Source organism: Arthrobacter sp. Soil761, from assembly GCF_001428325.1.
GTDB lineage: Bacteria > Actinomycetota > Actinomycetes > Actinomycetales > Micrococcaceae > Arthrobacter.
Genome location: NZ_LMSF01000032.1, coordinates 120,455 through 145,337, shown reverse-complemented (window position 1 = coordinate 145,337; position 24,883 = coordinate 120,455). Strand labels below are relative to the sequence as shown.

The window sequence follows — 24,883 nt, the reverse complement described above, 5'->3', positions numbered from 1 at the left end:
GATGCCGCTCACAGGCTGCTGCCGGCAGGCGAACGGGTGGTTCAAGTCTAGTGCAGGGGTAGCATCGTATTGATGGCCCCGTTCCCCACGCGTCACAGACCTGCCAAAACCACTCCCGCCAAATCCTTCCCGCTCCTCCTGGCCCTGTCGGCCCTGGCGCTGGCCTCCTGCACAGCCTCTCCAACAGCAGCCCCGCCGTCGTCGTCCTCCGGGCCCGCCGGGGCCCCTTCGGCGTCTGCAAGTACGACGACGGCGCCTCCCACCGCTTCTGCCTCACCTGACGCAGGCTCCCGCCCCCTGGGGTGGGGCCCGGAGCAGCGCGACCAGGACGCCGCCGTCGCGGCCGTGGCAGCCATGACTCCGGAGGAGAAGGCGGGCCAGGTTCTGCTCCCGTTCTTCAAGGGCAACCAGGTGGAAACGCACGCCGCGCTCATCCAGCGGCTGCACCTGGCCGGATCCATCATCATGGGCGACAACGTGCCACGCGATCCGCAGGGGAACGTGGATGTTGCCGCCATGGGCGCGGTGAACCAGCGGCTGCAGCAGGCTGTCGCCGCCGGCGGCCGGCGGTGGCCCGGGATCATCGGCGTGGACCAGGAAGGCGGCGCCGTGGCACGCCTGGGGCAGCCCCTGACTGAATGGCCCACGCCCATGAGCTACGGAGCGGCCGGCAAGCCGGCCCTGACCCGGGAAGCAGGAAAGGGCCTGGCCGGCGAGCTGGTGCCGCTGGGATTCGACCTCGACTTCGCGCCGGATACCGACGTGACCATCGGGCCCAGCGACCCCACCATCGGCGCGCGCTCCATGTCCGCGGATCCTGCCGCCGCCGCAGCCCACGGGGTCGCCTTCGCCCAGGGCATGCTGGACGCCGGCGTGCTTCCCACCGTCAAGCACTTTCCCGGCCACGGCTCGGTGACCGCGGACTCCCACCTCAGCCTCCCGGTCCAGCCGGCCGGCATCGACCAGCTCCGGGCCCGGGACTGGAAACCCTTCCAGGCGGCGGTGGCCGCGGGCCTGCCGGTCGTCATGACGGGCCACATCGCTGTGCCTGCGCTGGAGCCCGGTGTGCCGGCGTCGCTCTCCGCACCGAGCTACGCCGCGATGAGGGAGCTCGGATTCAAAGGTGTAGCCGTGACGGACGCCCTCAATATGGGAGCCGTGGACAAGCAGTACCCCGCCGGCGCAGCAGCCGTAAAAGCTTTGGGAGCCGGCGCCGACCTGTTGCTGATGCCCGCGGATGTGGAACAGGCGCACGCCGCCATCCTCCAGGCCCTGGCCGCCGGCACGCTTCCCGCCTCCCGGCTGGATGAGGCCGCGCAGCGGGTGGCCACCATGATGATCTGGCATGCCCGGACCACGCCGCCTGCCGGAACAGCCGGCACAGGTGCCCCGGCCGGAAGCGGTGCGGCGTTGTCGGCGCGGGTTTCGGCGTCGGCCGTGACGGTTGTCTCCGGTCCCTGCAGCGGGCCCCTGGTGCCCGGTGCGGTGCGCGTTGCCGGCGGGGGACCGGGGGACCGGGAGCGCTTCGAAGCCGCGGCCGCACGTGCCGGCCTCGCGGTTGGATCAGGACCGCTGGTGAACCTCATCGGCTTCGGCGGGAATCCAGCGGCCGGGGACATTGCCGTGGCCCTGGATGCCCCCTGGCCGCTCCAAAACTCCACGGCTCCGGTGAAGCTGGCGCTGTACGGCCGCACCGACGCCGCCTTTGATGCGCTGGTGGCCGTGCTGGCAGGAAAGGCGCCTGCTCCCGGGAAGCTGCCCGCCGGCGTCGGGCCTTTCCCCGCGGGAACCGGCTGCGCCTGACCTCTGGCTCCTGCCCCGGACCCGGGACCGGGGATCCCGCACGATGGCTGGAACGCGTTTAATGGTCTGGTGCCCATTCTGAATAAAGACATGACCCTCTGCATCTCGCTGTCGGCCCGCCCCAGCAACAACGGGACCCGCTTCCACAACCATCTGTACGGGCAGCTGGGCCTGAACTGGATCTACAAGGCGTTCGCGCCCACCAACCTGGAACAGGCCATCGCCGGAGTGCGGGGCCTGGGCATCCGCGGCTGTGCCATCTCCATGCCGTACAAGGAAGACGTCATCGCGCTGGTGGACGAGATGGACCCGTCCGCCAAGGCCATCGACTCCGTGAACACCATCGTGAACACCGACGGCCACCTCAAGGCGTACAACACCGACTACACGGCCATTGAGCAGCTGCTGGCATCCAACGGGGTCCCCACCGACTATTCCGTGCTGGTCCAGGGGGCGGGCGGGATGGCCAAGGCCACCGTCGCCGCGCTCCGGGACGCCGGTTTCAAGGACGTCACCGTCATCGCCCGGAACGAGGCCGCCGGGCGTGCGCTCGCAGGCCAGTACGGTTTCCACTGGCGTGCAGCGCTCGACGGCGGGACGGCGGACATGATCATCAACGTCACCCCCATCGGCATGGCGGGCGGCGCCGAAGCGGACAGCCTGTCCTTCCCCGCGGAGGCCATCGAGGCCGCACGCGTGGTCTTCGACGTGGTGGCACTGCCCGCCGAGACGCCGCTGATCCGGGCCGCCCGCGCGGCAGGCAAGCACGTCATCACCGGTGCGGAGGTTGCCACCATCCAGGCCCTGGAACAGTTTGTGCTGTACACGGGAGTGCGCCCCACCGCGGAACAGGTCCGGGCAGCCGAGGAGTTCATGCGCGCCCAGTAGGCGTTTACACCGGTTCCACCACGATGGCCACGCGGTCCTCGCCGATGCGAGTCAGGACCAGCGTGGCCGTCCTGGCGGAACCCTTTTTGGCGGCGCCCTTGCCCTGCGGGAGGAGCTGCTTCCGCAGCTCTTCCGGGGTCACCGCTGTGCCGCGCTTCTTGATGTCCAGCACGGTGATCCCCTCCTCCTTCACCCAGGCCTTGAGTGCCTTGACGTTGTAGGGCATGACTTCCAGGACCCTGTAAGCCTTGGCGAACGGGGTGTCCAGAAGTTCCGCGGCACAGATGTAGGCAATGTGTTCATCCACCAGGTGCCCGCCGAGCTGCAGCGCCACGTCGGCAACCAGCCCGGCACGGATCACGGCGCCGTCGGGTTCGTACAGGTAACCCTCCACGGGTCCCACCGGAGCGGCCGGGCCGGCGCCGAAGTCCTCTGCGCTGGTCAGCTCGGCGGGCCCCTGGGACCCCAGGACCAGGGCAGCCCGGCGGACCCCGGGCCTGCGCACGGCGTTGAACCAGAGGGTCACCTCGGTCACGTCCCCGGCCACCGACACCCACTGGGCTTCGCATCCCGTGGGCACGGACTCGTGGGGCATGCCCGGGCCCATCTTTACGCCCACCGCCTTCCCCCCGGCGGCCAGCGACTCCACGAAGGACAACGGCGGTGAGAAAGCCTCCGGGTCCCAGATCCGCTTGGTCCCCGACGTGGAAGTGACGCGGCGTGCCGGATCCAGCCAGACGCCGTCGATCCCCTCCAGCGGGACCGATGCCGCGTCCGCGTGGACCACCGTGGCATTGGGGAAGGGGATGAGGTTCATGGTGGCGCAGGCAGCGGTGGTTTCATCCATCTCCACGGCGGTGACGGTGATGTCCAGGGAAGCCAGGGCCATGGCGTCGGCACCAAGACCGCAGCCCAGGTCCGCCACGTGCCGGATCCCGGCTGCGGCGAACCGCTGCGCGTGGTGTGCGGCGACGTTCAGCCGGGTGGCCTGCTCAAGGCCTGCCTGGGTGAAAAGCATCTGGCGGGCGAACTCACCAAACTTCGCCTCGGCCCTGGTCCGCAGCCTGGACTGCGTCAGGACGGCGGATACAAGTTCGCCCGGGTGGCCGGCTTTCCGGAGCGCCGAATTGAGCTCAAACGCGTCCTCTTCGCGGTAGGGGCCCAGCGATGCCAGCAACTCCCAGCCTTCGGGGGTCAACAGGGGTGCGATCTGGTCCTGGGGAGCGTGGGGCATGGTTTCCAGCCTAGTGGAGGACGGCTGCCGGGATGCGGATACTGTGGAAACCATGGATGACAGCGCAGCCCCAGGGGAGTCCGGCGAACATCGACCCAGGGACCGCGGTGTGGCTAGGTTTGCCCGTCCAGCCCTGATCGCCGCGGCCGTGGTGGCCGTGGTGTGCATCGCCTTGTTGGTGATCATTTTCCTGCTGGACACGTTCAACGCCACCGTTTATTCGGTGGGCGGCAACGACATCCACGACAACACGCAGGAGGCGCGGGACATCCGCGGGTTGTACGACGGCGCACGGGCCGGGAGCATTTTCTTCCTTGTTGTTGCCGTACTCACCGCAGCCGGGGCCGGTTGGGTGCTCTACCGGAAACGTCAGCAGGGAGGCGGCGAGGCCGACGGTGGCGAGGACGTGGACTTCGACGACCTGGGCCGTTAGGGAAGCATGTTTGCCGCCCTGAACCGCCGTCGGCCGGAGCCCGAAAGGCTTACGCCGATGACGAAACGTTGGCACTCACCTTGACCGAGTGCTAACCCTTACATAGAGTCTTCATTAGCACTCTCCCTAGGAGGGTGCTAACACATGAAGAGCTGCCAGCCAGGCTGCTGCCGGCACCGCGACGACGGTTTGCCAGCTACGGCGGAAAGCTTTCCAGTCCACGAATTTTGCTGACGAAAAGGAGAGGTCCGAGTGTCGGTCTCTATTAAGCCTCTTGAGGATCGTATTGTTGTCCGCCCGCTCGAAGCCGAGCAGACCACGGCTTCAGGCCTGGTCATCCCGGACTCCGCCCAGGAGAAGCCGCAGGAAGGCGAAGTTGTTGCAGTAGGCCCCGGCCGCTTCGAAGACGGCCAGCGGGTTCCGGTTGACGTTGCCGTTGGCGACGTCGTCATCTACTCCAAGTACGGCGGAACCGAAGTCAAGACCGGCGGCACCGAGTACCTGGTGCTGTCCGCCCGCGACGTCCTGGCTGTCGTCGTCAAGTAACTCTTCCGGATCCCCGTGCCGCCGGCCATGCTCATGCTGGCCGGCAGTGCGGGGTTTCTGTCTTTGAAAGGACAAAACCATGGCAAAGCAGCTTGCGTTTAACGACGCTGCCCGCCGGTCCCTTGAGGCCGGCATCGATAAGCTCGCGAACACCGTCAAGGTGACGCTCGGCCCCCGCGGCCGCAACGTCGTCCTGGACAAGAAGTGGGGCGCCCCCACCATCACGAATGACGGCGTCACCATCGCCCGTGAAGTGGAACTTGACGATCCCTACGAGAACCTTGGCGCGCAGCTGGCCAAGGAAGTAGCCACCAAGACCAACGACGTTGCCGGCGACGGCACCACCACCGCCACGGTCCTGGCCCAGGCCCTGGTCAAGGAAGGCCTGCGCAACGTTGCTGCCGGCGCCGCTCCCGGTCAGATCAAGCGCGGCATCGAAGTTGCGGTTGAAGCCGTGGCTGCCCGCCTGCTCGAAAACGCCCGCCCGGTCGAAGGCACCCAGGTGGCTAACGTTGCCGCCATCTCGGCCCAGAGCGACGAAATCGGCGAACTGCTCGCCGAGGCCTTTGGGAAGGTGGGCAAGGATGGCGTCATCACCATCGAAGAGTCCTCCACCACCCAGACCGAACTGGTCCTCACCGAGGGCATGCAGTTCGACAAGGGCTACCTGTCCCCGTACTTCGTCACCGACGCGGAACGCCAGGAAGCAGTCCTCGAGGACGCCCTTATCCTGATCAACCAGGGCAAGATCTCCTCGATCCAGGAATTCCTGCCGCTGCTGGAAAAGGCACTGCAGGCTTCCAAGCCGCTGTTCATCATCGCCGAGGACGTCGAGGGCGAGGCCCTGTCCACGCTCATCGTCAACCGCATCCGCGGCACCCTGAACGTTGTTGCCGTCAAGGCTCCCGGCTTCGGCGACCGCCGCAAGGCCATGCTGCAGGACATCGCCACCCTCACCGGTGCGCAGGTTGTCTCCCCGGAACTGGGCCTGAGCCTGGACACCGTTGGCCTGGAGGTGCTGGGTACCGCCCGCCGCATCACCGTCACCAAGGACAACACCACCATCGTCGACGGCGCAGGCTCGGCCGAGGACGTGGCCGCACGCGTTGCCCAGCTGCGCGCCGAGGTTACCCGCACCGATTCCGACTGGGACCGCGAAAAGCTCCAGGAGCGGCTGGCCAAGCTGGCCGGCGGCATCGGCGTCATCAAGGTGGGTGCCGCAACCGAGGTTGAGCTGAAGGAAAAGAAGCACCGCATCGAGGACGCAGTGTCCTCCACCCGCGCTGCCCTCGAAGAAGGCATCGTGGCCGGCGGTGGCTCGGCCCTGATCCACGCCCTTAAGGCACTGGATGAGGATGCCGCCGTCAACGCCCTCGAAGGCGACGCTGCCGCGGCCGTCGGCATTGTCCGCCGCGCACTGGTCCAGCCCCTGCGCTGGATCGCCCAGAACGCCGGCTTCGACGGTTACGTGGTCACCTCCAAGGTTGCCGACCTGGAAATCAACAACGGGTTCAACGCCAAGTCCGGCGAGTACGAGGACCTGATCGCTGCGGGCGTCATCGACCCCGTCAAGGTCACCCGTGCAGCCCTCCGCAACGCGGCCTCCATCGCCGCGCTGGTTCTCACCACCGAGACCCTTGTCGTGGAGAAGCCGGCCGAAGAGGACGAGCACGCAGGCCACAGCCACTGATCCTGCCCGTCTTCACATACAGAAAACCGGCCCAGCACCAGCTGGGCCGGTTTTCTGTGTTCCGGGTGCTACGTAGCCGCCATCTCGGCGGTTTCGACTCCGCCCGCAGGCTCGTAGACCAACGACACGGCTCCCTTGGGGTAGCTGCGTACCGGCTCGGCGAGGCGGAATGTTGAGGGGACCGTCCCGGCGTCGAAGAGCCGCTTGCCCTGCCCCAGGGTGACCGGATACAGCCAGAGATGAAGGCGGTCCAGCACTTGCGCCTCCAGCAGGGACCGGATGAGGACGCCACTGCCGAACATGTGCACCTGCTGGTACTCGTCCCGGAGCCCGCCCGCCGCCGCGGCATCCGGCAGCACGGTGGTGCCGGCCCATGCCGGATCGGACAAGGAGCTTGACACCACAAACTTGGGTATCCGGTTGAGCGTGTCCGCGATGTCCCCGGACTGCTGGGGCCAGTAGGCGGCAAAGATGTCGTAGGTCTTCCTGCCAAGGAGCAGGGCATCCATCCGCGCTATTCCAGCCGCAATGGCGGCGCCGGATTCGTCGTCGGAGACCGGTGCCTGCCAGCCGCCAAGGTTGAACCCGCCCTCGCTGTCTTCCTCGCGGCCGCCGGGCGCCTGGTAGACGCCGTCCAGGGTGATGAACAGGTTCGCGACGATGTTGCCCATCCACCAAGTCTGGAACGGGGCTCCTGCCCTGTCCAGTGCCGTGGCAGGATGGTGCCATGCTGCTCCTTGAGCTCGTCAACACCGCGGAGGCCGTCACCTCCACCCGCTCCCGGCTGGCCAAGGTGGATGCGCTGGCCCAGCTGCTGGGCCGGCTTGAGCCGGCGGAAATCCCGACGGCGGTGGGCTGGCTGGTTGCCAAGCCCCGCCAGGGACGCGTGGGCGTCGGATGGAGTGCCGTGGCGGCGGCCAAGGAGGAACCCGCCGTCGAACCAACCCTCACCCTGGCCGACCTCGACGCTGCCCTGGACCGGCTGCTTGCCACGGCGGGTACCGGATCGGGCGCGGGGCGCGCGGCCACCCTCCGGACGCTGATGGCGGCAGCCACTGCTTCTGAGCAGGCCTTCATTGCAGGTGTCCTGCTTGGCGAGCTGCGTATAGGAGCCCTGGAGGGAGTGCTGACGGATGCCGTTGCCCGCGCTGCCGGGAAGCCCGTTGCCGCCGTACGGCGCGCTGCGATGCTTTCGGGCGACCTGGGCGGAACAGCCCTGCTGGCCATCACGGGCACCGAAGCCGAGCTGGACGACGTCGGCCTGGTGGTTGGCCGCCCCGTGCAGCCCATGCTGGCGGCCACCGCGGCCAGTCCCAGCGCAGCCCTGGAGGCGACCGGGGAGGCCTCGGTGGAATACAAGCTCGACGGCGCCCGCATCCAGGTGCACCGGTCCGGCGACGACGTCAGCATCTACACGCGCAACCTCGCCGACGTCACCCACCGGCTCCCCGAGGTGGTGGACCTGGTTCGCGGGCTGCCGCTGCGGGACGTGATCCTTGACGGCGAAACCCTGGCCCTGGACGAGGAAGGCGGCCCGCGGCCGTTCCAGGAAACCATGGCGCGCTTCGGTGCGGATGCCGCGCGTGAGACGGTGCTGCATCCCTGGTTCTTCGACGTGCTGCATATCGATGGGCGGGACCTGCTTGATGAGCCGCTGTCCGCCCGGATCAGTGAGCTCGAGCGGATCGCGCCGGAGCACCGGATACCGGGGGAGGTCACGGCCGATCCCGCCGTTGCGGAACGGGTGTCGCAGGAGGCGCTTGCCGCAGGCCATGAAGGCGTTGTGGTGAAGGCCATCGGTTCCACCTACGCGGCCGGCCGGCGCGGAGCCAACTGGGTAAAGGTCAAGCCGGTGCTGACGTACGACCTGGTGGTGCTCGCCTGCGAATGGGGGTCCGGGCGCCGCACCGGGACGCTGTCCAACCTGCACCTGGGCGCCCTTGACCCCGCTGGGGAGTTCGGAGAACCCGGCGGCTACGTCATGGTGGGCAAGACCTTCAAGGGCCTCACCGACGAACTGCTGCGATGGCAGACGGAGAGGTTCCAGGAGCTTGAGGTGCGGCGCACGGCCGGCACGGTGTGGGTTGAGCCGGTCACGGTGGTGGAAATCGCCATCGACGGCGTGCAGCAGTCACCGCGCTATCCCGGCGGCATCGCCCTGAGGTTTGCCCGGGTCAAGCGCTACCGGGATGACAAGGCTGCGGCCGAAGCAGACACGATCCAGACCCTGCGCGCCCTGCTGCGGCCGTAGCGCACCGTGAATGCGGAGGCTCCTTAGTTGCGGGCCCCGCTCCGCTGGCGCCTCAGGTTCCGTGCCACCCCGTGCGGCACGCGCCTGGAAACCATGCGGTAGAAAAGCAGTACCGCGAGGGCGGCCACCACGATGCCCACGAGGTTGAGCAGCAACTGGAGCGCCGAGCCCGCAGCCTTCTGGTATTCCCCCAGGACCAGGGCCACCGCAACGTACCCTGCCGCCGGAACGGTGGTCACCGAGATGAAGACCCCGATCAGGGCCGCGGAGCGCCGGCCGATGATGGAGAGCATTCCCGCGATGCCGGCCAGGACGGCAACAATCAGCGAATACGGACCCGGATGGTAGATGAATTCCACCGCGGAACCCTTGTCCAGGGCATCCCGCGGGAAGAGACCGAGGGGCACCGACAGCCACGCCGTCAGTGCCGCCAGCAGCATGGCCACGGGGAACCCGACACCCAGGGCAATGGCAGCACGGCGGCCAAGCTTCCACTGCCGGGTGGCAAGCGAGACGGCGAGGGCGGCCAGCGGTCCGAACTCGGGACCTACCGCCATGGCTCCCACAATCGCGATGGGGGAGTCCGTCACGATGCCGATCCCGGCAAGCTGGGTTGCGAGCACCAGGAAGGCGAGGAAGTTCCATGTCAGGCGGGAGTCCTCTCCGGTTTGCCGCGTCACGTCGTCCCAGATCACTGCGTCCGCACCGTCCCCGGGGGCGGCCCGCTCCGCCCGGTCGGCTTTCTTTGACAGGACTAATTCCGGCGTGGACATGGCAATGGATCCAACGTCCTGGACCTTCAGGATCTCCAGCTTCTCGAGGAGTTCCTCCACTGACTCCCGGGCGATCAGGACCTCGATAACGTCGCCTTCCGGGACCACCGACGCACCCGCAACCAGCGCAACCTCTGCCGCGCCCCGCTGGTCCCGGCACGTCTTCAGCGTCACGGCGGACAGCTCGCCGGGCACGCAAATCCGCAGTTGGACAACCACGCCGTCTCCCTTCAATGATTGGGCCCAGCATAGTCCGAACAAGTGCGTTGACTGGCCGTTGCTGACCGCCTTGGCTAGGCTTGATGCTTTGGCTGGCGGGCGTCCTGAGAGGTTCTAGTGTCGATAACGGAAACGTCGAAGGCACCTGAACCCCCGTCCAGTGCCGCGAACAGGAAACGGAAGCCCACTTTCCGCCCCGAGGTCCAGGGGCTCCGGGCCCTGGCTGTCCTGATGGTGGTGGCGTACCACGTGTGGCTGGGCCGCGTGTCCGGCGGCGTGGACATCTTCCTGCTGATCTCGGCGTTCCTGCTCACGCTTTCCTTCGTCCGCAAAGCCGAATCCGGCCACCCTTTCAAGCTGATGGCGCACTGGCTGCACCTTTTCAAGCGACTGCTGCCGGCCGCCGTCGTGGTGATCCTTGGAGTGCTGGCAGGCACCTGGCTGATCCTGCCGCAGGGCCGCTGGCCACAGGTGCTGGACCAGGCCTGGGCGTCCCTCCTTTACCGGCAGAACTGGCTCCTGGCAGACAATGCAGTGGACTACTACGCGCAGGACCACGCCGGAGCCAGTCCGCTGCAGCACTTCTGGTCCCTGTCCATCCAGGGACAGGTCTTCATTCTGTGGCCACTGATCTTTGCCGCGACCGCTGCGTTGCTGAACCGGCTGCGCCGGGTTCCCCGCCTGCAGGGGCTGACCTACCGAGGGTTGCTCGGCGCAGTCTTTGGAACGGTTTTGGTGGTGTCGCTTGCCTACTCCATTGACCAGACCGCCGGCAACCAGGCCTACGCCTACTTCGATACGCGCGCCCGGCTTTGGGAGTTTGCGCTGGGATCGTTGCTGGCACTGGCGCTGCCCTACGTCAAGCCCGGCCGCGTGGTGCGGGTGGCCCTGGGCTGGGCCGGACTGGCAGCCATGGTGTCCTGCGGGCTGGTCCTGACCGTCGACCGGTCCTTTCCCGGGTACGTGGCACTCTGGCCCACACTGGCCGCGGCGGCCATCATCATCGCAGGGCAAACCGGCAGCCGGTTCGGCGTAGACCGGCTCCTCAGCAGCCGCCCCGCCGTCGCCCTGGGTGACAACTCCTACGCGCTCTACCTCTGGCACTGGCCGGTCCTGGTGCTGGCGCTCGCGGCCACCGGCGTGGAGTCACCCAACCTCAAGCAGGGACTGGGCATCGTCGCTGCCTCCATCGTGCTCGCTGTCCTGACCACCCGCTTTGTTGAAAAGCCGCTGCGCGACTGGCATTGGCCCAAGCTTCGCGCCTGGCGGACCGCCGTCGTCATTGTTGCCTGCGGTGCCTTGCTGGCTGGTCCCGTGGCGGTTTGGCAGACATCGCTCACCGCAGAGGAAAGCGCGACGGCGGCACAGCCCCGTGAGCTGACGCCGGGGGCCCTGGCGCTCACGCCGGAGAACGAAAGCACGCCCGCGCCCAGGGCCAGGACCATCCCCGGACCCACCGCCCTGGACAACGACTGGGCCGGGATCGACTCGCCCTGCACAGGTGCCAACGCCACGGGCGATCCCATCCTGGAGGGGTGCCGGCAGGAGCTTCCGGAGGAACCGTCCACCCGGCGCATCGTGGTGCTGGGCGACTCCCATGCCCAGCAGTACCTGGCAGCGCTGGCTCCCGTGGCGGCCGCGCGTGGGTGGGAATTGGTCACCCTCCTGATGCCCGCATGCCGGTTCGGCGCCGAATCGGTGACCAGGAATGCCGAATGCAACGCCTACAACAAGGCCAGCTCCGCCTACGTCCTGGAACACCGCCCGGATGCGGTGTTCACCGTGGCAACGCTGACCCATGAGGATGCCCCGTTCGAAACGGAGGTGCCGGGGTACCTTGACGGCGTCAAGCCGTTCGCCGACGCGGGAATCGAGATCGTGGGAATCCGCGACAACCCGAGATTCACCTTCAACATGCCCCAGTGCGCCCAACGGAACGGCGCCGGCGCGGCTGCCTGCAATCCATCGCTCGCCGAGTCCCTGGTGGAGCCATCGCCACTGGAGAACTACCGCGGCAAGCTGCCCGGGCTGCACCTGATGGACATGAGTGACTTCATCTGTGCCCGGGGCGTTTGCCCTGCGGTGGTGGGGAACGTGTACGTCTACAAGGACGACAACCACCTGACCAGAACCTATGTGGAGACCATGATCCCCATGTTCGAGCAGCGGCTGCTGGCTGCAACCGGCTGGAGCTGAGCCGGCCCTAAGGGTGGGTGGGGGCGTGCGGTTGCTCACATTACCGGCGTGGAATAGGGGGATCGGCGCCGAGGTTCTAATATTTACTCAACACTTTCTGCCCCCGGAACGCCGTCCTGCACGGTGGTCCCGCAGGATCGTCTGCACAGGCCAGTTCCGTAATAACGGGCTGGTCATCGGCTGCAACCCCTACCCGTGACCCAGCAACCAAGGTAAGAGGCGCACTCATGACCGAGCCCGAACACAACCCCTTTGGCTTCATCGGCCTGACCTACGATGACGTCCTGCTCCTGCCGGGCCACACCGACGTGATCCCGTCCGAAGCAGACACCTCCTCGCGGATCTCCAAGCGGATCACGGTGCAGACCCCTCTGCTCTCCGCCGCAATGGACACCGTGACGGAATCCCGCATGGCCATCGCGATGGCCCGCCAGGGTGGCCTGGGCGTGGTGCACCGCAACCTGTCCATCGCCGACCAGGCTGACCAGGTGGACCGGGTCAAGCGGAGCGAGTCAGGGATGATCACCAACCCGCTCACCATCCGTCCCGAGGCCACGCTGCGGGAACTTGATGACCTTTGCGCCCACTACCGCGTCTCCGGCCTGCCCGTGGTGGACGAGGACAACCGCCTGCTGGGCATCGTCACCAACCGCGACACCCGCTTTGTCCCCGAGTCCGATTTCCCGCTGCGGCTGGTCAGCGACGTCATGACCAAGATGCCCCTGGTCACCGGACACGTGGGAATCAGCCGCGAGGAAGCCTCGCACAAGCTCGCAACCAACAAGATCGAAAAGCTCCCGCTGGTGGACGAGCAGGGCCGGCTCAAGGGCCTCATCACCACCAAGGACTTCACCAAAGCCGAGCAGTACCCGCTGGCCACCAAGGACGACGAGGGCCGGCTCCGCGTGGGTGCTGCCATCGGCTTCTTCGGTGACGGCTGGGAGCGGGCCATGGCCCTGGTGGACGCAGGCGTCGATGCCCTGTTCGTGGACACCGCCAACGGCCACTCCCAGGGTGTGCTGGACATGATCCGCCGGCTCAAGTCCGACCCCGTGGCCGCCCACGTGGACATCATCGGCGGCCAGGCTGCCACCCGCGAAGGCGCCCAGGCACTGATCGACGCCGGCGCGGACGGCATCAAGGTGGGTGTTGGTCCGGGCTCCATCTGCACCACCCGCGTGGTGGCCGGCGTGGGCGTCCCGCAGATTACCGCCATCTACGAATCCGCCAAGGCTGCCATGCCGGCCGGCGTGCCGCTGATCGCCGACGGCGGCCTGCAGTACTCGGGCGACATCGGCAAGGCATTGGTGGCCGGAGCCGACACCGTCATGCTGGGATCGCTGCTGGCGGGCTGTGACGAGTCCCCGGGCGAGCTGATCTTCGTCAACGGCAAGCAGTTCAAGTCCTACCGCGGTATGGGCTCCCTGGGCGCCATGCAGTCCCGCGGCAAGAACACGTCCTACTCCAAGGACCGCTACTTCCAGGCGGACGTGTCCGGCGACGACAAGCTGATCCCCGAAGGCATCGAAGGCCGCGTTGCCTACCGCGGGCCGCTGTCCTCGGTGGCGTACCAGTTGGTGGGGGGCCTGCGCCAGACCATGTTCTACACCGGGGCACCGACCATCCCGGAGCTGAAGGCCCGCGGCAAGTTTGTCCGCATCACGTCTGCCGGACTCAAGGAATCGCACCCGCATGACATCCAGATGACCGTGGAGGCGCCGAACTACGGTTCGCGCTGATCCCGGTGGCTTAATGCTGCAGAAGGAGGTGGGGAATTCCCCGCCTCCTTCCGCATTTAAGCCCCTATACCGCCGGCTGCAGTTCCGACGTCAGCTCCTCAAGGGTGGGCGGATTGGCGCCCGGGCGGCTGACCGTAATCGCGGCAGCCTTGGATGCCATCCTGCCCAGGGTTTCCAGGACGGACGGCGCCAAGCCATCGGTGCTCCGGCAGAGCAGGCCGTAGATCAGGGCCGCCATATAGGAATCACCGGCTCCGATGGTGTCTGCCACTACCGTTTGGACGGACGGAATGTGCACCCGTGTGGCGGGTGTTGCCAGCAGCGAGCCGGCTGAACCCATGGTGACCACAGCCAGGCCCGCACCAAGTTCCAGGATCCGCGCCGCGGCGTCCTCGAACGTCACCCCCGGGTAGAGCCACCGGGCATCCTCGTCGCTAAGCTTCAGCACGTCCGCTAAGGGGGCCAGGTCTTCGAAAACAGCGAGGGCTTCCGCGTGGCTGCCCAAGAGTGCGGGGCGGATATTGGGATCGTAGGAAACCAGGCATTCACGGTGCGCCCGTTCCAGGAGGCTCTTGACGGAACCGGCTCCGGGCGCCAGGAAGCTGGCGATCGAGCCGGTGTGGAGCACCTTGGGAAAGGTGGCGGGGTGCACCGGCGGCAGCTCCCAGGAAACGTCGAATTCGTAGCTGGCGGACCCGTCAGCGCTTAGCGTGGCGGTGGCGGAAGCCGTGCGGCCCGGTGATTTCGACCCTGGCAGCAGCGCAACTCCGGCGCTGCCCAGGTGGCGCTCGATCAGGGCGCCGCGTTCGTCGTCGCCTATTGAGGTCAGGAGGCTGGTTCGCACGCCCAACCGTGCCAGACCGTAGGCGACGTTGGCCGGGGAACCGCCGGGGTGCTCCGCCGTTCCTTCGGAGGTGTGGACGACGTCGACGAGTGCTTCGCCAACCACGATGACATCGGGAGTGGAGGCGCTGGTGCCGGAGCCACTGGTGTAGGGCATGGGAGCAAACTTTCGTGAAGACGGGCGCGGACCTGCCGCCCGGGGCAGGCGAGCAGGTCCGCGAACAGGAAGGGGAGTGAAGGAAAGCGGTCGAACGCGGATCAGGCCGTGGCGGCGCCGGTCATGATGGCCACCGCGTCGGTCATGCTGTGCGACTTCGGAGTGATCGTGGCGGCGCATTTGCCGAGACGCTGGATGTGGATCCTGTCGGCAACGTCAAACACGTGCGGCATGTTGTGGCTGATCAGGATGACTGGAAGGCCGCGGTCCCGCAGATCCCGGACCAGCTGGAGGACCTGGTTCGACTCCCGAACGCCCAGTGCCGCGGTGGGCTCGTCGAGCACCACCACCTTGGAACCGAACGCTGCTGCCCTTGCCACAGCCACGGCCTGGCGCTGTCCGCCGGAGAGGTTCTCCACTGGGACGGTGACATCCTGAAGGGTTGAAATTCCGAGGCGGTTGAGCTCCTCCTTCGCCTTACGGCGCATCCCCTTGGTGTCCAGGACCCTGAAGATGGACCCGAGCGGTCCGGCCACCCGTTCCTCCCGGCCCAGGAACAGGTTCGACGCCACGTCCAGGGCCGGCGAAACCGCCAGGTTCTGGTAGACCGTTTCGATTCCATGCGCGCGGGCATCCTGCGGACGCTTGAAGTGCACCGGCTGGCCGGAAACCAGGAGCTCGCCCGAGTCCGGAACCTCGGCCCCGGTGAGGCACTTGATGAGGGTGGACTTGCCGGCGCCGTTGTCGCCGATGATGGCCAGCACTTCGCCCGGATACAGCTCAAGGCTGACACCGTCAAGGCCAACCACCTTGCCGAAGGTCTTGACGAGGTTCCGCGCCTGGAGGATCGGCTGCCGGGTTTCGGTCTTGGGGGATTCAATCCCGGTGGAGGTCATGACTTCACCTTTCGGATCCACTGGTCGATCGACACAGCGATGATGATGAGGACGCCGACGGCGAGGGTTTGGAACAGCACGTCCAGCCCGGCCAGGGAAAGCCCGTTGCGGAAAACGCCCACGATCAGCGCACCGAGGAGGGATCCCCAGACGGAGCCGCGGCCGCCGAAGAGGCTGGTCCCGCCAATCACGACGGCGGTAATGGAGTCCAGGTTCAGGTCCACCCCGGCGTTGGGGCTTGCTGCGTTGGTACGCCCGATCTGGATCCACGCTCCGATCGCCAGCACCGCGCCGGCCGCGAGGTAGACGCTCATCAGGACGCGGTTGACGGGGATACCGGCCAGGCGGGCGGCTTCCTTGTCATCGCCGACTGCGTACACGTGCCGCCCCCACGCCGTCTTGCCCAGGATGAAGGCGACCGCCACATAGAGCAGGAGCATCATGACCACGCCGGTGGAGATGCGAACGGGCCCAACGGGGAACGTGCTGCCCATCCAGGTCAGGAGCCCCGGCATGCTCGAGCCACGGACCGTGGAGCCGCCCGAGTAGAGCAGGGTCAGGGCGATGAAGATGTTCAGGGTTCCCAGCGTCACGATGAACGGAGGGAGCCGGAACCTGGTCACCAGGAAGCCGTTGACAGCCCCAGCGGCAAGTCCGACGACGAGCCCCGCCACCAGTGCGATGGGTCCTGGCATGCCGTTGTTCACAGCCAACTGCGCCACCACCATGGAGGCCAGGATCATCACGGCGCCCACGGAAAGGTCGATTCCGGCGGTGAGGATGATGAGGGTCTGGGCGATGGCCAGGGTTCCGACGACGGACACCTGCTGGGTGATCAGGGACAGGTTCTCGAACCGCAGGAAGCGGTCATTGAGCAGGCCGAACACCACCACCGCCACAATCAGGACGATGGCCGGGCTCAGTGCCGGGTAGCGGTGCAGCACATTGCGGATGCGGCTAAGGGGAGTTTGGCGGTCGAGGAATTCCTCGGCCAGGTCGGTGGGCCCGGTAACCGGCGGGCCTGCGGTTTGTTGCTGGGTCATCGTTGCTCCTGTCACAGTTCCGGCTTACTTGCCCCAGCAGATCTGGGTGGCGTCCGTGGTCGTGATGCTCTTGACGCCGTCAGCCGCCTTGTCGGTGACCAGTTCGACGCCGGTGTTGAAGAAGTCCAGGCCGGCAGAGTTTTCGGGCTTCTTGCCGGTCTTGGCGAGGTCGACGATTGCCTTGACGCCCAGTTCGGCCATCTTGACCGGGTACTGCTGCGCGGTCGCACCGATGATGCCGGACTTGACGTTGTTCACGCCCGCGCAACCGCCATCAACGGAGACCACCAGCACGTCCTTTTCCTTACCTGCAGACTTCAGGGCTTCAAAGGCGCCCGCTGCGGCCGGTTCGTTGATGGTGTAGACGACGTTGATGTTCGGATTCTTGGAGAGCAGCGTTTCCATGGCGGTTCGGCCACCGTCCTCGGCGCCCTGCGAAGCCTGGTTGCCCACGATCTCGTACTCGCCGCCCTTGCCGCCGGTGTACTTTCCGGTCTTGGCTTCGTCGCCGTTCTTCTTCTTGTCGGCGGTGTCAACGCCCAGGCCGGTCAGGAAGCCCTGGTCGCGGTTGTAGTCAACCGAGACAACCTTGTCGTCGAAGAGGTCGATCAGCGCGATGGTGGCCTTCTTGCCGCCCAGCTGCGCCGCGGTCCACTTGCCGATCAGCTCGCCGGCGGCGAAGTTGTCGGTTGCGAAGGTGATGTCGGCGGCATCGGCCGGGTCCGGCGGGGTGTCCAGTGCGATGACGAACAGCCCGGCGTCCTTCGCCTTCTTCAGGGCGTCGACGACGGACGGGCCGTTGGGCGTGATGAGGATGCCTTTGTCGCCCTTGGAGATGGCGTTTTCGATTGCCTGGATCTGGGTGTCTTCGTCGCCGTCGGCCTTTCCTGCCGCGAGCTTGAGGTCGACGCCGTCCGTAGCAGCCGCCTTCTTCGCACCCTCCTGCATGGAGACGAAGAACGGGTTCGACGTGGTCTTCACGATCAGTGAGACACCGATTTTCTCCGAGGAAGTACCGTCGGTGGAGCCTGTTGCGGAAGAGTTGCCCCCGCAGGCCGAGAGGCTGAGGGCGCCCAGGGTCAGGACTGCGCCGATGGCGAGGGAACGAGTAACAGTGTGCCGCGGGGTTTTGGAACTCAACATTGAATCTCCTGGTCTCAGGGCACTTAGCGTGCCTGACAACGATGTCATCGCTCATGTAATCAATGTCACAGGGTAGAGTCAAGTGTGAATCGATGATGAAGAGCGAGGTATTGACAACGATGTCTAATCGTTACCAGTCCGAGGTCAGCACGAACCGACCTACCATGCGCCATGTGGCCGCCTTGGCTGGCGTTGGGATCAAGACTGTTTCCCGGGTGATGAATGACGAGCCCGGCGTTTCGGAGGCCACGCGCCAGCGTGTCCTGGGAGCTTCCCAGCAGTTGCACTACCAATTGGACATGGCGGCGGGGAGCCTGCGTCGCGCCGGCCGAAAGACCTTGTCCATTGGGTTGCTGCTGCCCAGCGTTGCCAACCCTTTCAGCAGCGAAATCCACCGCGCACTGGAAGACGCCCTCGGCGAGCGCGGAATCGCCGTGTTCGCTGCAAGCCTCGACGACGACCCCGAGCGGGAGAAGGCCCTGGTGGGAGCGTTCCTCGGGCGCAGGGTGGATGGCATGGTCCTGACACCCATTGCCAGGAGCCAGGCCTACGTCATCCCCGAGCACTCCCGGGACCTGCCCCTCGTCTTCATCGACCGCGAGCCGGTGGGGATCGAGGCCGACGCTGTGGTAACCGACAACGCTGCCGGCTCTGCGCGGGCTGCAGCCCATCTCCTCAAGCACGGCCATACCAAACTTGCCTACCTGGGTGACCGCCCTGATATCCAGACTGCCCGCGATCGCCGCAGGGGCTTCATGGAGGAACTCGGCCGGGCGGGCGTTGCCACCGGTTCTGTTCCGGTTCGCGATGGCCTGCACGACGAAGAATCAGCGCGGCTCGCTGCCCACGAACTCCTTGCGTCCGACAACCCGCCTACTGCCATCTTCTCCAGCCAGAACCTCGTGACGTTCGGCGTCATGAGGGCACTGCGTGAACGGGGAGCCAGCCACCGGGTGGCGTTGGTGGGCTTCGACGACTTCACGCTCGCCGACATGATGGACCCGGGCATCACCGTCATCGCACAGCATCCTGACCGGATCGGGAAGCTCGCCGCTGAGCGGTTGCTCGCCCGCATGGACGGCGACGACAGCGCTCCCCAGGCTTATGTTGTCCCCTCGGAACTGATCGTGCGCGGCTCGGGCGAGCTGCCGCCGTCGAACTGACCCACCCACAACAGAAAGAAGCAAGCCCATGACCAAAACACTGTATGCAGAATTCACCGTCAAGCCCGGAAGCGAAGGACGCGTCGCGGAGATGATGCGGGAACTGACGGAGCGCGTGCGCCGCGAGCCGGGCAACGAACATTTCCTTCCGTATACCCGGGAGTCCAACCCGCGTGAGTACTTCGTATTCGAGGTGTACCGGGACGACGACGCTTTCCAGGAGCACATCACCGCCGAATACGGAGCCACATTCAATGCCGAGCTGGCGCGGCACATCGAAGAGGACGGGTCGGTCCTGACCTGGCTGCAGCCGGTGGAATAGTTTCGCCGGGGGCTTCAGCATGCCCGGCCACCGGATGCCGCCGGCTGGGCATGCTGAAGCCTGCTTTCTCAGCCCCGGGCCTTCCCTCCGGCGTTGACCGCCTTGAGGGACGCCAGGAACATGGCCTGTTTCATCGGTGTGACGGTGAGCGACTTCAACTGCGCAACGCCGCCTTCGGCGAACAGCGCTACCTCCTTGGCTCCGTCCGCAGGGAAGACCTGATCGGTGATTGTCCGCAGTCCGCCTTGGGCGAAGACTTCCACCGAGGACCTGTCCACGTAGATCCGGAGGGTCACATTTCCCTGGGCATCCACGCTGACCGGTGCCGAATCGACCGAGGCAAACAGCGGATGGAAGCCGACATTGCCCGAATTCGCGCGATCGACATAGACCTCTTTTGTGGCGGCGTCGTAACCGACGGCTGTGGACGATGATCCGTTTCCGAATAGGGTGATCCCGGACTTGGCCGCAGTGCCGGGAGCGAAGGTCACATCGATCCGCTGCACATCCCCCGACGCCGCGGAAGGCAGGGCATGCGTTCCGGGAGTGATGGTCCCGCCTGCGGTATTCCGGTAACTGGGTGCAGAGGCCAGCCCGTCCACCTGCTTCACTGCCTGCTGCGTCAGCCGCGGGCCGTCCGGCGTTTGCGTCAGGCCGATCTCGCGGGGCAGCGACATCGCGCTGCGCCATGGGAAAGTGGGAATGCTGTTGGCGTAGTCCCAGTTGTTCATCCAGCCGAGCATGACCCGCTTATCTTCGGGCATGTTGCCGAAGGAAACCGAGGCATAGTAGTCGCGGCCATAGTCCAGCCAGTCATAACTGTTGAGGCGCGGCCGGGCCGGCTGCGGGGAAGCGGTGAACTCGTCGGCCAGGATGTGTCCCCAGCCGAACCGGTTGTTGTCCACGACCCTGATCTGCGCTTGGCGGCCGCGGAATTCCGCCACGTTCCACGACGCCCAGTCCAGCACCTCACTGTTCGCACCGGTAGCTGTGCGCACCACTTTGCCATCCACCACCAGGTTCACGGTGGTTTCGTCCGAGCGCGGCACCGCAGCCTGGTCGGTCAGCATGACATGGTCAGCGGTGAGGTGCCCCCAGCCGCCGGTCGCCTGGTCAACGACTCGAAGCCGGGCCTGCTTGCCCGCGAATTCGGAGACATCCCAGCCCTTCCAGTTGAGCGCGCCGGCGTCGTCCCCGGCCAGGGTGCGCACCACGTTCCCGTCCACCAGCAACTGGGCCTCCAGTACTTGCCCGGACTCCGGGGAACGGTGCCCGCCGCCCACCAGCATGCTCACAAAGTTCCGGGAGAGCGTGAACTCGGGGGAGGTCAGGCTGCCTTGCCGGTCGTCACCCGGGGCCGCGCCTGTTTCGAAGGTGTTGATGCGTTTAGCGCCGATGTAGTAGTCGCCTCCCGCCGTGGCGGGCTGATACGACGGCGCGAGGTCGCCCGTGCCGGTCCAGCCGGCTTCGGCGAGGGTAGTGCCGTCCGGGACCTCGAAGCCATTGAACAGCAGGTCTCCCGGCGGCGGCGTATTGTCCAGCTTGTCGGAGGCCCGCGGATGCTGGCCTCCACCCACCAGGAAGTTGATGTAGTCGCTGTCTACGGTAAAGCCAGGCGAGGACATGGACCCCAGGGGCCAGTCGCCGTCGTTGAAGGAATTTACCAAGCCCGCGCCTACGAACCCGCCAACGAGGTTTTGGCCCGGCAGGGTTCCGGCTGCCGGAGCGTCAGTGAAGGGTCCGTTCTTCCAGTTGCCGGGTTCATTGCTCACGGCCCACCCGTTGTATGTGCCGTCGTTGAATCCCGCCACGGGGGTTCCGGAGGGTAGCGCATCGCTGGGTTTCGTGGTCTCCGAGGTAAACGTGACGCCATCGAAGCTGCCCACGAAGTACTGACCCGCCGAGCCGCCAGCCACCCCGCCGGGATTGATATTGACCACCATGACCCATTTGACGTTGTTCGGGTCTCCGTCAACGGCCAGCGGGAAGAGGTCGGGGCATTCCCACAGTCCGCCCGTGGCATTGGCGGGCCCGAATTCGCTCAGGGCCGTCCAGTCCTTGAGGTTGGTTGACTTGTAAAGCAGTACTTTGTGGTCCAGGGCCTCAACGGCCGCCATCACCCAGTAGCCGCCTTCGGCAGTGCTGTACCAAAACACCTTTGGGTCCCGGAAGTTGGCGGAGTTCCGGTTCAGGACCGGGTCCGCACTGTATTTGGTCCAGGTTTGTCCGTCATCAAGGCTGTAGGCCAGCGACTGGGCCTGGAGCCCGCGGTGCGGCGAGGCGTCTTTGTAGGCACTGGTGTAAATCGCAATCAGCGGCGGGTTCTCCGTAGTCCCCAGACCGGATGTATTGTTCTTGTCCACCACAACGCTGCCCGAGAACACGTCCTCCTGGGTATCCGTGGAAATGGCGAGCGGCTGCTCCTGCCAATGAACGAGGTCAGTGGAGGTGGCATGTCCCCAGGACATGTTGCCCCAGGTGTTTCCGGACGGGTTGTGCTGGAAGAAAAGATGGTAGATCCCCTTGTGGTAGACCATTCCGTTGGGATCGTTCATCCAGTTCTTGGCCGGCGAGAAATGGTACGCCGGCCTGTAGGTTTCCTGGCCCAAAGTGCTGCCCGTGGTGGGCCCGGGGGGAGGATTCCCGTCCGACTTCCCTGCAATCGCAGGTCCAGCGCCGGCCAACGCTCCGGTCAATATCAAACCCGTCAGCGTCAGGGCCGAAAGGAGCCGCGTGCTTCCCTTTTGTTTTCTGTGCATTTTGAGGTCGCCCTTCATCGCGCGTTCAGTTAGACAACGATGTCAATACGTGACGGAGCGTAGGTTAAGTCCACGAGACAAGTCAACGAACTCCGGCGGCCGGGCATCGGCAAGGACCTGGCTGCTTTCGAGCCCGTCTGACCGGCACGGCGCTAGACACCGTTGTCATGACAGCGGGCAAGAGGTGGGAACGGACCTGCAGAACCAGCCCCAGCCGGCCTGCGGCAACGGTTGTTGGCTGCGCCGAACGCCCTTCCGGGCTACCGCAAACTTTCGGTGCGCGCCCTAGGCTTGAGGTATGCCCCCATCACGCCATCCGGCGGAACTGAGCCCGAAGAGCGAACCCCACCGGCGGCTTGCCATACGGCCTTACGCCCGCGCCGTGGCCCAGGTCTTGCGGGTCAGTTTCCGTGCATCCCCGGGCGCGGTGATCATGAAGGTGCTCGGCTCGCTGATCTCGGCCGTTCTTCCCCTGGTCACCACCTACTTTGCGTCCCTCACCACCACCGCGCTGGCCGCAGCCTACGCGGGCGACGCCGGAGCCGGACGCGTTGCGATCGTCTACGTCATTGTCACCGCGGCGCTGGGACTCTTCTGGGGCGCCTTCAACAGCGTTGACCGGTACATCCAGCAGTTGATGAGCTTCAAGGTGGGCGCCATTGTGGGCGACCAGATGTATCAGCGTTTCCTCGCCCTCGAATTCTGGCGCTATGACGACAAAGAAACCGTGGACCTCTACGACCGCGCCAAACGGTTCTCCGACTCCTATGCAAGGGTCCTGGACCGCATTGCCGCTATCTTTACGCAGCTCATCTCGGTCATCCTGGCCATCGGCGCCCTGCTGTTGGTCAGCTGGTGGATCGCCGTGATCGTCCTGGTGGCGATCGTGCCCAGCGTGTACCTGCAGTTCAAGCTGTCCAGGGAACAGATTGCGCACTGGAACACGCAGGTGGACTCACGCCGCCAACGCCGGATGATTGAAACCAACCTCCTCCGGCCGCAGCACATTGCCGAGATGCGGCTGTATGGCATTGTCGGTTTCCTCATGGACCTACGCTCCCGGCTCCGGGACGCAGACGAGCGGCGGCGCCTTGACTACCAGCGGCGCTACATCCCCAAGCAGCTGGCCGCCGATGCACTCCAGTACGGTGCGGAGGTGGTGTCGCTGATCTGGGTGGTGGGTCAGATCATTGCCCGTGCCCAGCCCGTGGGCCAGTTCCTCTATGTGCAGCAGATCGTCAGCCGCGCCCTGTCCACCGCGAACAACCTGGTGTCCTCCTTGAGCTCCATTGATGAAGACCTCGCCAACCTGAAGGACTACGAGTTGTTCATGGCAATGCCGGTTCACTCGGAGCACGCGCCGCCGTTGCTGGCAGCGCCGAAGGAAGTCGAGCTGAAGGACATCCGCTTCACGTACACCGGCAGTGACATCGAAGTGATCAGGGGCATCAGCCTGACCATCCGCCAAGGCCAGCACATTGCCATCGTGGGGGAGAACGGTGCCGGCAAGTCCACGCTGATCCGCATCCTGGCCGGCCTTTACCGTCCGGACTCCGGCCAGGTGCTGCTCGACGGCGTGGACCTCGCCGCCGTCGACGTCACCTCTTGGCACCGCCACCTGGCGGTGCTGAGCCAGGAGTTCCTGAAATACGAGTTTGCCACCGCGGCGGAGAACATCTACTTCGGCGACGTTGACTCGCCGCGGGACGATGACCGCATCCGCAAGGCGGCCGCGGATGCCGAGGCGCTCGACTTCATCAATAAGCTGCCCAACGGCCTGGACAACCACGTCAGCAACTGGATGGAGGACCCGCGCGGCCGGAAGGGCAGCGGCCTTTCCGGCGGCCAGTGGCAGCGTCTTGCCATGGCCAGGAACTTCTACCGGGACGCGTCCTTCATGGTGATGGACGAGCCCACCTCCGCCATTGATGCCCTGGCCGAACACCGCATCTTCACCCGGCTCTTCGCGGACCGCAGCAGCACCATCATCGCCATCAGCCACCGGCTTGCCACCATCGAGAAAGCCGACATCGTGTACATGCTGGAGGACGGCGAAATCGTGGAGCAGGGCACGCACAAGGAACTGGTGGCCCTGCGCGGCAGGTACTTCAGGATGTTCGAATCCCAGCTGACGGTAGAGGAACCTACAGCAAACTAGGCCTCCACTATGGTGGTGCGCACCCTCGCGACACTGGGCCTGGGCGGGACGCTGCTGAAACCGAAGGTCACGGCGGGCCGGATGGGGGCCAGCGCGCCGGCGTCGGCGCCTTCCCATGAAACGACGGCGGAGGTCACGTGGTGCAGGTCCGTCACCCCGTAAAACTCTGCCCTGCCGCTGCCCGCCGTGCCGTAGGTGCGGGCACCGCGGGCTGCCAGGGCGGCCAGCGGACTGACTGCGGAGAGCCAGCGTGGATGGACTGCAAGTCGCCTGGGAACCGCCTTCAGCGCGGAACCGAGGTAGGTCCTCGCCCCGGTGACTGCCTGGATTGCCAGCGGCCCGGCGTCGACCGCCAACCCGCCGACGGACAGTCCGGCAGCAACGTCCACCATGCGCACCTCATCAAAGCTGTAGGTCGACGCTATGAAGCCGGCAACGTCGGCGGACGGCGCAAGCAGCAGGCGGTGACCTGAGGGCTCCTGCACCATGACGTCCGAGAAGGTCCCGAAAGGGGACTCCTGCCACATGCCAACCACCGCGCGCAGTCCGGATGTGGTGCCAATGCCGGCGATGTGCCCGTCGAAGATCCAGCGTCTGCCCATCAAGCCACTGTAGCCACCGGCCGGG

The 24,883-nt window shown here is 66.1% G+C and carries 20 protein-coding genes; 11 read left to right on the top strand and 9 right to left on the bottom strand.

The genetic code is table 11. The features are described from left to right. Positions 1 to 354 precede the first annotated feature (354 nt). Both ASG79_RS22150 and ASG79_RS22145 read left to right on the top strand, forming a co-directional pair. Positions 355 to 1,803 (top strand): glycoside hydrolase family 3 protein, encoded by a 1,449-nt coding sequence (locus ASG79_RS22150; protein WP_056394192.1) that lies wholly within the window; start codon positions 355 to 357, stop codon positions 1,801 to 1,803. 69 nt (positions 1,804 to 1,872) lie between these two features. Then, positions 1,873 to 2,691 (top strand): shikimate 5-dehydrogenase, encoded by an 819-nt coding sequence (locus tag ASG79_RS22145; protein WP_268760863.1) that lies wholly within the window; start codon positions 1,873 to 1,875, stop codon positions 2,689 to 2,691. A gap of 4 nt (positions 2,692 to 2,695) precedes the next feature. On the opposite strand, the gene ASG79_RS22140 is transcribed toward ASG79_RS22145, so the two are convergent. Next, positions 2,696 to 3,925 carry a class I SAM-dependent methyltransferase gene (locus ASG79_RS22140; RefSeq protein ID WP_018769203.1) on the bottom strand — a complete coding sequence of 410 codons (1,230 nt, stop codon included), beginning with the start codon at positions 3,923 to 3,925 and terminating at the stop codon, positions 2,696 to 2,698. On the opposite strand from ASG79_RS22140, the gene ASG79_RS22135 reads away from it, so the two are divergent. From ASG79_RS22135 to groL, 3 genes are all read left to right on the top strand, one after another. Next, positions 3,924 to 4,358, top strand: a complete 435-nt coding sequence (locus ASG79_RS22135; RefSeq protein ID WP_235509905.1) for a DLW-39 family protein — start codon at positions 3,924 to 3,926, stop codon at positions 4,356 to 4,358. The genes ASG79_RS22140 and ASG79_RS22135 overlap by 2 nt on opposite strands. Before the next feature lie 252 nt (positions 4,359 to 4,610). Beyond that, positions 4,611 to 4,904, top strand: coding sequence for a co-chaperone GroES (gene groES, locus ASG79_RS22130; RefSeq protein WP_018769205.1), 294 nt, complete (start codon positions 4,611 to 4,613; stop codon positions 4,902 to 4,904). 79 nt (positions 4,905 to 4,983) lie between these two features. Continuing rightward, positions 4,984 to 6,594, top strand: a complete 1,611-nt coding sequence (gene groL / locus ASG79_RS22125; protein ID WP_018769206.1) for a chaperonin GroEL — start codon at positions 4,984 to 4,986, stop codon at positions 6,592 to 6,594. 68 nt (positions 6,595 to 6,662) lie between these two features. On the opposite strand, the gene ASG79_RS22120 is transcribed toward groL, so the two are convergent. Further along, positions 6,663 to 7,265 carry a dihydrofolate reductase family protein gene (locus ASG79_RS22120; RefSeq protein ID WP_018769207.1) on the bottom strand — a complete coding sequence of 201 codons (603 nt, stop codon included), beginning with the start codon at positions 7,263 to 7,265 and terminating at the stop codon, positions 6,663 to 6,665. A 56-nt stretch (positions 7,266 to 7,321) separates the two neighbouring features. On the opposite strand from ASG79_RS22120, the gene ASG79_RS22115 reads away from it, so the two are divergent. Beyond that, positions 7,322 to 8,845, top strand: coding sequence for an ATP-dependent DNA ligase (locus ASG79_RS22115; RefSeq protein ID WP_056394186.1), 1,524 nt, complete (start codon positions 7,322 to 7,324; stop codon positions 8,843 to 8,845). Between the two features lie 23 nt (positions 8,846 to 8,868). On the opposite strand, the gene ASG79_RS22110 is transcribed toward ASG79_RS22115, so the two are convergent. Further along, positions 8,869 to 9,837, bottom strand: a complete 969-nt coding sequence (locus ASG79_RS22110) for a DUF389 domain-containing protein (RefSeq protein ID WP_018769209.1) — start codon at positions 9,835 to 9,837, stop codon at positions 8,869 to 8,871. Positions 9,838 to 9,954: 117 nt separating this feature from the next. Here ASG79_RS22110 and ASG79_RS22105 point away from each other — a divergent pair, with 117 nt between their 5' ends. Beyond that, positions 9,955 to 12,033 (top strand): acyltransferase family protein, encoded by a 2,079-nt coding sequence (locus ASG79_RS22105; protein ID WP_377204589.1) that lies wholly within the window; start codon positions 9,955 to 9,957, stop codon positions 12,031 to 12,033. Positions 12,034 to 12,260: 227 nt separating this feature from the next. Next, on the top strand, positions 12,261 to 13,772 hold the full coding sequence (gene guaB, locus ASG79_RS22100) for an IMP dehydrogenase (protein ID WP_018769211.1): 1,512 nt from the start codon (positions 12,261 to 12,263) through the stop codon (positions 13,770 to 13,772). A gap of 64 nt (positions 13,773 to 13,836) precedes the next feature. Here guaB and ASG79_RS22095 read toward each other — a convergent pair whose 3' ends face one another. The 4 genes from ASG79_RS22095 to ASG79_RS22080 form a co-directional block, all read right to left on the bottom strand. After that, positions 13,837 to 14,772 carry a carbohydrate kinase family protein gene (locus ASG79_RS22095; protein ID WP_056394183.1) on the bottom strand — a complete coding sequence of 312 codons (936 nt, stop codon included), beginning with the start codon at positions 14,770 to 14,772 and terminating at the stop codon, positions 13,837 to 13,839. Positions 14,773 to 14,873: 101 nt separating this feature from the next. Next, positions 14,874 to 15,668: an ATP-binding cassette domain-containing protein gene (locus ASG79_RS22090; RefSeq protein ID WP_056394180.1), complete on the bottom strand. Its 795-nt coding sequence runs from the start codon at positions 15,666 to 15,668 to the stop codon at positions 14,874 to 14,876. Beyond that, positions 15,665 to 16,711, bottom strand: a complete 1,047-nt coding sequence (locus ASG79_RS22085) for an ABC transporter permease (protein ID WP_018769214.1) — start codon at positions 16,709 to 16,711, stop codon at positions 15,665 to 15,667. The genes ASG79_RS22090 and ASG79_RS22085 overlap by 4 nt, the downstream gene beginning before the upstream one ends. Positions 16,712 to 16,735: 24 nt before the next feature. Next, the gene (locus ASG79_RS22080) at positions 16,736 to 17,854 is read right to left on the bottom strand and encodes a substrate-binding domain-containing protein (protein ID WP_018769215.1); all 1,119 of its coding nucleotides are present in this window, start codon (positions 17,852 to 17,854) and stop codon (positions 16,736 to 16,738) included. 164 nt (positions 17,855 to 18,018) lie between these two features. Here ASG79_RS22080 and ASG79_RS22075 point away from each other — a divergent pair, with 164 nt between their 5' ends. Together ASG79_RS22075 and ASG79_RS22070 are read left to right on the top strand one after the other, a co-directional pair. Then, a complete protein-coding gene (locus ASG79_RS22075; protein WP_056394177.1) occupies positions 18,019 to 19,017 on the top strand; it encodes a LacI family DNA-binding transcriptional regulator in 999 nt (332 codons plus the stop codon). A 28-nt stretch (positions 19,018 to 19,045) separates the two neighbouring features. Then, on the top strand, positions 19,046 to 19,339 hold the full coding sequence (locus tag ASG79_RS22070; protein WP_018769217.1) for a putative quinol monooxygenase: 294 nt from the start codon (positions 19,046 to 19,048) through the stop codon (positions 19,337 to 19,339). A gap of 68 nt (positions 19,340 to 19,407) precedes the next feature. Here the strand turns inward: ASG79_RS22070 and ASG79_RS22065 are convergent, their stop codons facing one another. After that, positions 19,408 to 22,116, bottom strand: coding sequence for a GH32 C-terminal domain-containing protein (locus ASG79_RS22065; protein ID WP_056394174.1), 2,709 nt, complete (start codon positions 22,114 to 22,116; stop codon positions 19,408 to 19,410). A 280-nt stretch (positions 22,117 to 22,396) separates the two neighbouring features. Between ASG79_RS22065 and ASG79_RS22060 the strand changes: the two genes are divergently transcribed. After that, positions 22,397 to 24,256: an ABC transporter ATP-binding protein gene (locus ASG79_RS22060; protein ID WP_056394172.1), complete on the top strand. Its 1,860-nt coding sequence runs from the start codon at positions 22,397 to 22,399 to the stop codon at positions 24,254 to 24,256. Here ASG79_RS22060 and ASG79_RS22055 read toward each other — a convergent pair. Further along, positions 24,253 to 24,858, bottom strand: a complete 606-nt coding sequence (locus ASG79_RS22055) for a hypothetical protein (protein WP_056394244.1) — start codon at positions 24,856 to 24,858, stop codon at positions 24,253 to 24,255. The two genes, ASG79_RS22060 and ASG79_RS22055, sit on opposite strands and share 4 nt — an antisense overlap. Positions 24,859 to 24,883: the final 25 nt, after the last annotated feature.

What these genes read in the sequence shown, in the direction of transcription:
- ASG79_RS22150 (WP_056394192.1), top strand. Translation starts at nt 355, where the DNA reads ATGACTCCGGAGGAGAAGGCGGGCCAGGTTCTGCTCCCGTTCTTCAAG.
- ASG79_RS22135 (WP_235509905.1), top strand. Translation starts at nt 3,924, where the DNA reads ATGGTTTCCAGCCTAGTGGAGGACGGCTGCCGGGATGCGGATACTGTG.
- ASG79_RS22140 (WP_018769203.1), bottom strand. Translation starts at nt 3,925, where the DNA reads ATGCCCCACGCTCCCCAGGACCAGATCGCACCCCTGTTGACCCCCGAA.
- groL (WP_018769206.1), top strand. Translation starts at nt 4,984, where the DNA reads ATGGCAAAGCAGCTTGCGTTTAACGACGCTGCCCGCCGGTCCCTTGAG.
- ASG79_RS22120 (WP_018769207.1), bottom strand. Translation starts at nt 7,265, where the DNA reads ATGGGCAACATCGTCGCGAACCTGTTCATCACCCTGGACGGCGTCTAC.
- ASG79_RS22115 (WP_056394186.1), top strand. Translation starts at nt 7,322, where the DNA reads ATGCTGCTCCTTGAGCTCGTCAACACCGCGGAGGCCGTCACCTCCACC.
- guaB (WP_018769211.1), top strand. Translation starts at nt 12,261, where the DNA reads ATGACCGAGCCCGAACACAACCCCTTTGGCTTCATCGGCCTGACCTAC.
- ASG79_RS22095 (WP_056394183.1), bottom strand. Translation starts at nt 14,772, where the DNA reads ATGCCCTACACCAGTGGCTCCGGCACCAGCGCCTCCACTCCCGATGTC.
- ASG79_RS22090 (WP_056394180.1), bottom strand. Translation starts at nt 15,668, where the DNA reads ATGACCTCCACCGGGATTGAATCCCCCAAGACCGAAACCCGGCAGCCG.
- ASG79_RS22085 (WP_018769214.1), bottom strand. Translation starts at nt 16,711, where the DNA reads ATGACCCAGCAACAAACCGCAGGCCCGCCGGTTACCGGGCCCACCGAC.
- ASG79_RS22080 (WP_018769215.1), bottom strand. Translation starts at nt 17,854, where the DNA reads ATGTTGAGTTCCAAAACCCCGCGGCACACTGTTACTCGTTCCCTCGCC.
- ASG79_RS22075 (WP_056394177.1), top strand. Translation starts at nt 18,019, where the DNA reads ATGCGCCATGTGGCCGCCTTGGCTGGCGTTGGGATCAAGACTGTTTCC.
- ASG79_RS22070 (WP_018769217.1), top strand. Translation starts at nt 19,046, where the DNA reads ATGACCAAAACACTGTATGCAGAATTCACCGTCAAGCCCGGAAGCGAA.
- ASG79_RS22065 (WP_056394174.1), bottom strand. Translation starts at nt 22,116, where the DNA reads ATGAAGGGCGACCTCAAAATGCACAGAAAACAAAAGGGAAGCACGCGG.
- ASG79_RS22060 (WP_056394172.1), top strand. Translation starts at nt 22,397, where the DNA reads ATGCCCCCATCACGCCATCCGGCGGAACTGAGCCCGAAGAGCGAACCC.
- ASG79_RS22055 (WP_056394244.1), bottom strand. Translation starts at nt 24,858, where the DNA reads ATGGGCAGACGCTGGATCTTCGACGGGCACATCGCCGGCATTGGCACC.